The following is a 10,000-nucleotide window of genomic DNA, read 5'->3' as shown; positions in this document are numbered from 1 at the left end:
GTATGAAAAAAGTCGTTTTGTTTGTAGCCACGTTATGTTATGGTTTAAGTTATGGTCAAGAAATTCCAGAAGTGGATATCACAACTAGGAATTCTTGGTTTAAAGCAGGATTAACTGCTGGTGTGCCAATGGGAGATGCAAAAGATATTTCGTCTTTCAATGTGGGAGTAGATGTGAGAGGACAATATTTGTTCAATCCGCATTTTGGAATTGGTATTGCTTCTGGTTACAATCATTTTTTTGGAAAAGATGAGGTTGATGATTTCGGAGTAGTTCCATTAGCTGGTTTTGCTAGATATTATTTTCAAACCGAAGGCGTGTTTGTAGGTGCCGATTTTGGTTACGGATTCCTAACTAACGTTGATAATTCCGGCGGATTGTATTTTAATCCCCAAATTGGATATCACAACAAAAAATGGAATATTTATGGTTATTACCAAAACACCTTTGCCGAAGACATTGCCATTCGTTCATTAGGAGTTGGAGTAACGTATAACATTATGTTTAAATAATCTTTAAAAAAATATAAAAGAGAAGTTCATTTGAGCTTCTCTTTTTTTATCAAATCTTTTTTGAAAGAAAATAAATAGTTTACTTTTGCACTTCAACACACCCGAGGCGAGCCGAACTGTATGGAGCGTAGCGGAATAAAACAACAACACAACATAATGAACACAATTACGACTACCAATTTCAATTTTCCAGGTCAAAAATCGGTTTACCGTGGAAAAGTTAGAGAAGTTTACAATATCAATGATGACTTATTAGTAATGGTCGCTACCGACCGTCTTTCGGCATTTGATGTGGTTTTACCAAAAGGAATTCCCTACAAAGGTCAAATCCTAAATCAAATTGCAACGAAGTTCATGGAATTAACTTCCGATATTGTACCGAATTGGTTAGTAGCAACTCCAGATCCAAACGTGGCGGTAGGACATTTATGTGAGCCGTTTAAAGTAGAAATGGTAATTCGTGGGTATTTATCAGGACATGCAGCTCGTGAATATGCAGCAGGAAGAAGAATCCTTTGCGGTGTGGAAATGCCAGAAGGACTAAAAGAAAACGATAAATTCCCAACACCCATCATCACGCCAACAACGAAAGCCGATAACGGTTCGCATGACGAAGACATTTCACGCGAAGCTATTTTAGCTAACGGAATTGTTACCGAAGAAGATTACCTAACCTTAGAAAAATACACCAGAGCGTTATACCAACGAGGAACTGAAATTGCAGCGTCTCGCGGTTTAATCTTAGTAGATACAAAATACGAATTCGGGAAAACAAAAGACGGACAAATCGTATTAATCGACGAAATCCATACGCCTGATTCTTCTCGTTATTTCTACGCAGAAGGTTACGCTGAAAGACAAGCAAATGGCGAAGAACAAAAACAGTTATCAAAAGAGTTCGTACGTCGATGGTTAATTGAAAACGGGTTCCAAGGAAAAGAAGGCCAACAAATTCCAAACATGACCGACGAATACATCGAAACGGTTTCAGAACGTTACATTGAATTATTCGAAAACATCATTGGAGAAAAATTCGTAAAAGCCGATATTTCCAACATCAATGAAAGAATTGAGAAGAATGTTTTGAATTATTTACAAAATAGATAAAAACATATTGTTATATAGAAAGAATCCCGCGAAAGCGGGATTTTTTGTTTTATATGCGATTCTCTAACTCCAACACTTTTTTAAACATAGGGTCGTGGTTATAAAGAAACTCTTTTCCAAATACATTTTCTTTTGTTGTAGTTCGTAAATACAAATGATCAATAGCATATTGGACTGGATATTCAACATCGTTTTTAAAAGTATCTTCTGCCGTTTTGTTGTCGGTGAAATCAATTTGAGGTTCCACTCTAAAAATAACTTTACTATTGGGTAGCATTAAAATAAAAGGACTTCTCTGCATTCCGCCAAGTAAATCAGGTGTTTCTCCTATGTTAATCAATTGCTCACTATTTTTTGCTAAACTTGATAAATTACTTGACGCCGAATAAATAAAGCGATCTTGCAAAATATAAATTTTACCAGAAAACGGATATTTTGTACTATCAGGAACAACAAAATCGTTTGCCATTTTTATGAAGAACATTTCAGGTTCTTTTAAGTTTGGAACATCAACTTTAAAAGTAAAAATTGGAATTTTCTGTATAGAATCGCGATTGTACTCATAATATTTACGAGTGTACGGACTCCAATTTATTCCTAACACCATATTTTGTCGTAAGGTATCTTTAACTATTTTCTTCAAAGCAGTACTGTAAGCCGCGTCAAAACCGCCACCATTTCCTCTAATGTCAATTACAACGGCATTCACTTTATTTTTGTGAATAATATTTCCAAGACGACGATCAATAGAATCGCCCAGATGTTCTTCCATTCTTGGAAGTTTAGCGTAAAAAATGCCTTGTTTTTCAAAATAATGGGTAATTACAGAATCCTTGCTACCATTGTAACCGTATTTCCAATTTCTTTCTTCTAAAAAAGTTACGACATCATTTTTAACGATATTCAATTTGTGTGTTTTGGATTCTTTGTCTTGAAAAACGAGTTGCAGGACATTGTTTTTATACACTTCAGAATGGCGATAAAAATTCTCTTTGTACGTTCTTTTATTGGTTCTGTCCCAACGTAAAGGAGAAGCCAATTCGGTAAGATTATTAACGAATTCATGAATTGCTATCCCGTTACAACTGATAAGTTTCATCGAAGTAGGATAATTTTTTCCTTGGTATGAAAAAGGCAATAAATTATAGTATTCGCCAGAAGTATAAATCAAGTTCAAATCTAATTTGGTGTAAACCTCTTTCTTGAAATAATTGTCATAGGCATAACTGTTTTTTGCATCTGCGCTATCAATGTCTTTTATCGTTCCTGAAGGAATTCCATATTTTTTCATATGGTCTAATAGCGCAGGACCTAATCGGTTTGTGTGACCGTCTTGTGCCGAGTTTAGTGTTTTCTCTACAATTTGAAGAAATTCTGGCGTAGTAGTTTTAGGATTAATTTGCTTTCTGAGGTTTTCGGCGTGTTTGTTAAAATCAATTCCTCTTACTTCTTTATTAAAATAGATAATTGGACTTGTTTGTTTGATTAAAGACACCAAAGTATCGTGATCTTCTAACATTTGCGAATAGGACAACTTTGGTAAACCATCTAAATTAGAAGTAGATTGTTTTGAAGAAGAGCAGGCAATTAACAAACAAATAGCACTAATGCAAAAAAACTGTTTCATTTTACTTAAATTTAAAGTACAAAAGAAATCAATTCCTTTGGACTAAAATTGTAAAAATCATTCACATTACTTTTTATTGTAAATCCAAGTCAAATCTTCTTGTTGTACCGAAACTTTCTCGATTAGTTTTTTAGGCGTATTTCCTGTGAATATTTTGAAATCTTTTATAAAATGCGATTGGTCATAATATTGATTTAGAGTCTCAATTTCCGTAATCGTGTGTTTCCCCGTTTTAATTTCGTCTAAAATAGTTCGAAATCGAACGGTTTTTAAATACGATTTTGGGTTTTGTCCCAAATTATTTTTAAACAAACGAAATAACGAACTGTCGCTTATTTCCATTGTTTTAGCCAACGTTTCAATCGAAAAATGCTCGGAATTATTTGTTGCGATGAGGTGTAGCGCTTCTTTTAACTTATACGGAATTTCATTGGTTAATTTCTTCAAAAGCAATGCTTCTAAAATTTCGGTTCTTTTGTTGAAATCTTCTTCTTCAAAAAGTTGTTCTAAAACGAAAGTGTTTTTTTTAGAAAAAACCGTTTCAAAAACAGCATCAGAACACATTAAATCAGCATACGAAACCGTAGTAAAAGCTCTTAAAGCCGAAGGATAAAAAATAATACAAACTTGGTCTAAACTTGAATTAATATCCACCTGAAAAGGCATTTTATGAAATCCGTAGAGTTTACTAACAAAGTAATTGTTTCCTTGCGTAATAATACAATGGTTTGTATTGGATTGGTTGAGGTAATTAATATTGTTCTGCTTGTAAATTGCCAAGCATAAGTTTTTGTTTGGAAAAGTAGTATAATTTAAAATGCTAGTATCAGTCTTTTTAAAGTATAGAAAATACTGCACATATTGTTTCAGTATTTCATTCTTAGGTTTTATGATGATAGCATTCATTTCTTAATTTACGACTGATTTTGTTTTACATTTTTAAAAACACAATTCTCTGTAAAGATATAATAAGTTGCGTAATTTATTTTACTGCGTAAGAATTTTACAGTAGCAAAAAGATAAGAAGAAAGTTTACGTTATGAAATCATCACAAGAAATTAAAAGACAGCATTTTACCGACTTTTTCTCACGCCGTTTGTTAAAGTTATGTTAGATTTTAAAAAAGCTGTAACGAATAAGTCAAGAGTTCGTCCTATTCATATCAATCATTAAAAATCAATCATCATGAAAAAAACGAACAGATTTTGGGTCATCGTACCCGCAGTAGTAATGTTGTTTAGCAATGCCGTAACAGCGAATGCCTTTACAACAAGTGAAAACACAACACCAGTTGCCGTTGTAAAACCCGCACCTTCGCAGTTAAATGTAGCCATTAGTAAAGGCGATTTAGCAAAAGTGCAACAGTTAGTAGAAATAGGAGTAGACGTCAACAAAAAAGACGAACGTGGTACAACGCCTTTGATGTACGCCATTTTATTTAAGCAACCGCAAATTGTAGATTTCTTAATTAGAAACGGTGCCGATTTTAGAGCCGAAGACAAAAATGGCTTATCCATCTCAGATTACGCCGAGAAATCAAAATCAGAAGAAATTATTAAACTGGTCAAAGACGCTCGTAAAAGAAGATAAAAGAAAATCCCGCGAAAGCGGGATTTTTTTTGTTTTTTTATTTTGCTATAGCAAAGGATTTGTAAGGGAGCGGGGGTTTTGGTTTATTTTGTTCTAGACCTTTCATTCGGTCTAAAACCAAACATTCAAAGATTGTCCCATTAAACCCTAAAGACCAAATTTTGTAAAATCATTATTAACCGCTGCTAGATTAGTCATTATAGAAAAAAGCCACATCATTTGCAAAGTCTGAGCTGTTGTACCATTTTCGATAATCCATTTTTTGATATGATTTTTTTTCTCCTGTAATTTTGTCAATTCTAATTTTAGTTATAACAGTACTTTTAGTAAAATAATTTAGAAAATCGGTCCACTTAGAATTAAAGGCTTCTATATTTTCATCGATAGCATTCTGATAATCTTCAACTGATTTCGGTTTGAAAACATATGTCATAGCATATATCTTGGCAAAATCAGCAATATCAACTCTTTCATGAGGATTTTTTGCTCCATTAATCCTCTTAAAGCACAAGTGCCCAAAATAAGCATTATCTAATTCGTCTTTCGAAAAATCATCTATTGTTAAGCCTTGCTTATAAAATAATTTTTTTTCGGATGCTTTATCAATTTTGCCATTAGATGCATAAAACATTTTGTAGAAATGATTTCTTTCTATAATAGAATTTTCGGTTATGTAATTGTTGTATATTCCATCAGCAAATTCTCCACGTTTTCGTTCATAGTGAAGGTTATAATTATCGAATAGTGTTTTTTGAAGATCAATTTGAAGTTTCTCGTTTGAAAATCTATCTGCATTTATAATTGGAGTTTGCTTGTTTGTTGCGTCCGAAATTGCATTAATCAAATCTAATTTGTTGGCAATGTCATTGTTCTCTTGTAAGGTAATGATTTTTATTAAAACTTCTTTATCCTTAAAGATTTCTTCAACATTATTTTCGATATTTTCTTCAAATATTTTACTTAAAGTATATGATGTTTGGCCCCCATTAATAATTTGAGGATTTTTAACTATTAACTGAGCTTTGTTTTTTTGACCTATTTTTTCATTTATATAAGTTTCATCAGAAAGCATTGTTATTCCATTATTAAACAAAGCAAATTCATTTGTCTCGGATTGTGTAATTGTTTCTCTAATTGAATTATGTACATTTTTTCCTTCGTGTCCTAGATAACTCCTTGGATTAAATTTTAAAATAGAGTTTTTGTATTTAAACATAACTTTTGCTAATTCAATTGTTGGAATAAATAATACTGTTATTTCACATTTTCCTTTTTTTGTTTGAACTGTGTAGCTGATTTTACTACCAGCATTTTTATTGCTTAAGTCTATGTTTATTGATAAATCAGTAGCATTGAAAAATGTTCCAGTTATTACGGGAAAAACTAACTTTTGATAACAAGTTTCAAAATTAAAAACTTCACAAGCGATTCCACCAGATAATTTTCTAAGATCACTACTCTTTACGTCTGCTAGATTAGCCAATATAACTATTTGATATGAATATCTACCAATACTATCGGTGTTAGAAATTTCTCGTTGAAGTTGTTTTATTTTTCCGTTGTATTCATTTCCTCTTTCATCTTTAGTTTCTCCATCAAGTATTCTATTTACATCCATTGTCAAAATTTCTTCAAAAGCAATTTGCTTGTTTTCAAAATTTTTATCATTGGTTCTAAACTTTGATTGAATCAAATAGATTGTCTTATTTTCAGGATTTATGTAATAGCCATCAATACCTCCGTCATATGAACCGTCAGTTAAAAAATGTTCTCTTTCTTCAAATAACAAAAGACCAAAACTGACTTTTAAATACAGATGTATAAATGCTCTCGAACGACTTTGATTCAATTGCTCATTATCTGATTCGTCAGATGAATATTTTTTTGACATAGAAGTTGGAGCTTCTTTAATTATTGTATCTAAGATGTTTACAAGTGTAGAATATTTTGACATAATAACTATTTGTGATGTTATTGTAGTTTAGTGGTTGTAGTTAAAGTCTCGTGGCTTTGCAAAGTTTGGATTTATATTGTTACAAACAATTCCATTTGGACAAAGCCAAATATACAAAAAGTTTGTTTCATTAAACCCTCAAGCCCAAATTTCTAAAAATCACTTAGTAGCTAGTTATCTGTTTTTTTTTGTAGTTTTTCCAGTTTTAAATCTCCTTTTTTGGAAACTGTATCGGTAAGTTTTGTTTTTATTGAGTCAGATTCGTTTATGTTAATTTCAGTATTGATTTCATTTGTACTGTGATTGTTTTTTTCTTTAGTTTCGTTGTCAGACTTTGAATTACAATTACAACAAATATTTGATTCATTAGTTAGCCAAGTTTTATTAATAAAATCATATACTGTAATAATACTTACAATAAGTGCAATTATAGATCCCCATAAAATGATAATATTTTTAACATCTTCTACGAGTTTAGTTTTTTGAAATCCTCCTTTTCGTTTCATTTGAACTCCTTTAGCCGTTAGAGAAAAAGTTGGAGTTTTCATTGAGTCAACATCTGTTTTGTTTAGTACAATATAACCATCATTTTGTAAGGTTGATATTATAAAATTAATTTCTGCGTCTGACCAATCAATATTGAATTTACTTTTTCCAAATGCTATAATGTCTGTTGCTGGAATTTCTTTCCAATGAAGAAGACTTTCATCATATAAAATGTCAATAATTTTATCAAATTTCTGTTCTATTTTCATATGTATTTATTTTACTGTTTTAGTTTTCATTTTTTTAATTGGCTATAACTTGTTTATTTTCTGACAAAATCAGCCTTATCCACCCAATTTTAGGTTTATATCTTTGATAAGACTATTTCACTCTGCAATATAACAAAATTCTCACAAATAAATTGCTGTAGATTTTCTGTACATTTTCATAAATCTTCAAAAAAGCGCAAAAAAAGAGACTGTCAAAAAAGTCAGCTTTGTCATTCCGAATTTATTTCGGAATCTAAAAAAACAATAATAAGTCATTGTTTATAGAAGCTGAAACGAGTTCAGCTTGACAAAATAAGGTCTTTTTGGACAGTCTTCTTAAATTTTTATATCAAAAAACTACTACTTAAAATAACTAAACGTTTCGTTATTTTCAATTTTCAATAGCGTTTCGTAAATCAGTTTAATTACATTTTCTACGTCGTCGCGGTGTACCATTTCTACTGTAGTGTGCATATAACGCAACGGTAACGAAATCAAAGCTGAGGCAACTCCGCCATTGCTATACGCAAAAGCATCGGTATCGGTTCCCGTAACGCGAGAAGTCGCATGGCGTTGAAAAGGGATTTTGTTTTCTACTGCTGTGTCAACAATCATTTCACGTAACACGTTTTGTGTCGCAGGAGCGTAAGCAATAACTGGTCCGCGTCCCATTTTTAAATCGCCTTCAATTTTTTTGTCAATCATAGGCGTAGTCGTGTCGTGGCAAACATCGGTAACAATGGCAACGTTTGGTTTAATGCGTTGGGTAATCATTTCGGCACCACGCAAACCAATTTCCTCCTGCACCGAGTTTACGATGTACAATCCAAAAGGTAATTTCTTTTTGTTCTCCTTTAATAAACGCGCTACTTCGGCAATCATAAAACCACCCATGCGGTTATCAATAGCTCTACATACAAATTTATCGTTGTTTAAAATCTCAAAATTGTCTGGATATGTAATCACACAACCCACATGAACGCCTAAAGCTTCTACTTCGGCTTTCGTTGAGCAACCACAATCAATAAATATGTTTTCAATTTTTGCTGTTTCTTCTGCTTTTCCGCTTCTTCCACGTGTGTGAATCGCTGGCCAACCAAAAACGCCACGAACAATACCTTTCTTAGTATGAATGTTCACACGCTTCGATGGCGCAATCTGATGATCCGAACCTCCGTTTCTAATCACGTAGATTAATCCATCATCGGTAATGTAATTCACATACCACGAAATTTCATCCGCATGACCTTCAATAATTACTTTATAAGGCGCATCCGGATTAATAACGCCCACAGCACTTCCGTAGGTATCGGTAATAAAGGTATCAACGTATGGTTTTAAATAGTCCATCCAAAGTTTTTGTCCTTCCGATTCATATCCTGTTGGAGAAGCATTATTCAAATAATTTTCCAAAAAAGTCATCGACGACTTCTTTAATATCGATTTTGTGCTCATCTTAAAATATAATTTTTTGCTAATTTAAAAATAAGATATCAGAGTTTCGCATAATTTCGATAATTTTGGTTTACTTTTTGCAGTGAGTTAAAAAGTTAAAATCAATCAGCATGTACAAATCATTATTAAGTAGTTTATTCCTATTCATCGCTACTTTCTCGTTTGCCCAAACCGAAACCGATACGTTACGAATGACGCAACAGGATTCGTCTATTATATATTCTATCGAATTAAAGGAAATCATTTTCACGCCAGACAATGTGTATTCGATGGATGAAGATAAAAAAGCCAAGTTAATATTAAAGAGAAGAATCTTTAAAGTATATCCGTATGCCAAATTAACGGCCGATAAACTAACGCAGTTAAACGCCACCATGGCAAAACTAAAAACCAGTCGCGAAAAAAAGAAATACTTTAAAATCGTAGAGAAGTATTTAGAGGAAGAATTCGAACCACGCTTAAAAAAGTTATCGCGTAAAGACGGTCAAATTCTAGTCAAACTTATCTACCGCCAAACCGGAAGCACCACTTTCGATTTAATTAAGGAGTATAAAAGTAGTTGGAAAGCCTTTTGGGCCAACTCCACGGCGTATTTATTCGACATCAATTTAAAAACGCAATACAAACCTTTTGATGTAAAAGAAGATTACCATATAGAAGGTATCTTAAATGCCGCGTTTAATCAAGGGCAACTTTCAAAACAAGAACCTTCAAAACCCATCGACTTCGACAAACTAAACGAACACTGGATTAATAAAATCAAAATCCAGCCAAAAACGGAGCCTAAAGAATAATTTTTTTAGAAGCAGATGTTCTGCATTCCATAAAAACTCTTAGTCCCGCTGTCCGCTACAATTTTTTTTGCCTTGTCCTATTAAGTGAAATTGAAACAAGGCAAAAAAAGATTTCCACTCCCATCGGGGCTAGTTAAGACGTTTGCTATTCCAGATAACTATTCCACAGGCTCGCCAATCGAGCAACACTTTGCTCTTGAACTTGC

At 32.7% G+C, this 10,000-nt stretch carries 9 protein-coding genes; 4 read left to right on the top strand and 5 right to left on the bottom strand.

Annotation, left to right across the window (positions count from 1 at the left end; translation table 11 throughout):
• Nucleotides 1–512: hypothetical protein (locus LDL23_RS10965; protein ID WP_291265737.1), on the top strand; the 512-nt coding region annotated here is incomplete at its 5' end.
• A gap of 156 nt (nucleotides 513–668) precedes the next feature.
• Complete coding sequence (locus LDL23_RS10960; RefSeq protein WP_291265736.1) at nucleotides 669–1,619, top strand: phosphoribosylaminoimidazolesuccinocarboxamide synthase; 951 nt, start codon at nucleotides 669–671, stop codon at nucleotides 1,617–1,619.
• 49 nt (nucleotides 1,620–1,668) lie between these two features.
• Here LDL23_RS10960 and LDL23_RS10955 read toward each other — a convergent pair whose 3' ends face one another.
• Together LDL23_RS10955 and LDL23_RS10950 are read right to left on the bottom strand one after the other, a co-directional pair.
• Nucleotides 1,669–3,246, bottom strand: coding sequence for a S41 family peptidase (locus LDL23_RS10955; protein ID WP_291265735.1), 1,578 nt, complete (start codon nucleotides 3,244–3,246; stop codon nucleotides 1,669–1,671).
• Between the two features lie 66 nt (nucleotides 3,247–3,312).
• Entirely contained in the window at nucleotides 3,313–4,152 is an 840-nt protein-coding gene (locus LDL23_RS10950) for an AraC family transcriptional regulator (protein WP_366935488.1), read from the bottom strand.
• Between the two features lie 279 nt (nucleotides 4,153–4,431).
• Here LDL23_RS10950 and LDL23_RS10945 point away from each other — a divergent pair, with 279 nt between their 5' ends.
• Nucleotides 4,432–4,836 (top strand): ankyrin repeat domain-containing protein, encoded by a 405-nt coding sequence (locus tag LDL23_RS10945; protein ID WP_291265733.1) that lies wholly within the window; start codon nucleotides 4,432–4,434, stop codon nucleotides 4,834–4,836.
• Nucleotides 4,837–5,026: 190 nt separating this feature from the next.
• On the opposite strand, the gene LDL23_RS10940 is transcribed toward LDL23_RS10945, so the two are convergent.
• The 3 genes from LDL23_RS10940 to LDL23_RS10930 all read right to left on the bottom strand — a co-directional run bounded on the left by LDL23_RS10940 (nucleotide 5,027) and on the right by LDL23_RS10930 (nucleotide 9,000).
• Complete coding sequence (locus tag LDL23_RS10940; RefSeq protein WP_291265732.1) at nucleotides 5,027–6,790, bottom strand: AIPR family protein; 1,764 nt, start codon at nucleotides 6,788–6,790, stop codon at nucleotides 5,027–5,029.
• A 170-nt stretch (nucleotides 6,791–6,960) separates the two neighbouring features.
• Entirely contained in the window at nucleotides 6,961–7,545 is a 585-nt protein-coding gene (locus LDL23_RS10935) for a hypothetical protein (RefSeq protein ID WP_291265731.1), read from the bottom strand.
• A 360-nt stretch (nucleotides 7,546–7,905) separates the two neighbouring features.
• On the bottom strand, nucleotides 7,906–9,000 hold the full coding sequence (locus tag LDL23_RS10930; protein ID WP_291265730.1) for a M42 family metallopeptidase: 1,095 nt from the start codon (nucleotides 8,998–9,000) through the stop codon (nucleotides 7,906–7,908).
• Nucleotides 9,001–9,110: 110 nt separating this feature from the next.
• On the opposite strand from LDL23_RS10930, the gene LDL23_RS10925 reads away from it, so the two are divergent.
• Nucleotides 9,111–9,794 (top strand): DUF4294 domain-containing protein, encoded by a 684-nt coding sequence (locus tag LDL23_RS10925; protein WP_291265729.1) that lies wholly within the window; start codon nucleotides 9,111–9,113, stop codon nucleotides 9,792–9,794.
• Nucleotides 9,795–10,000 lie beyond the last annotated feature (206 nt).

Source organism: Flavobacterium sp., assembly GCF_020217025.1.
Classification (GTDB): domain Bacteria; phylum Bacteroidota; class Bacteroidia; order Flavobacteriales; family Flavobacteriaceae; genus Flavobacterium.
This window is presented reverse-complemented; position numbering and strand designations above follow the sequence as displayed.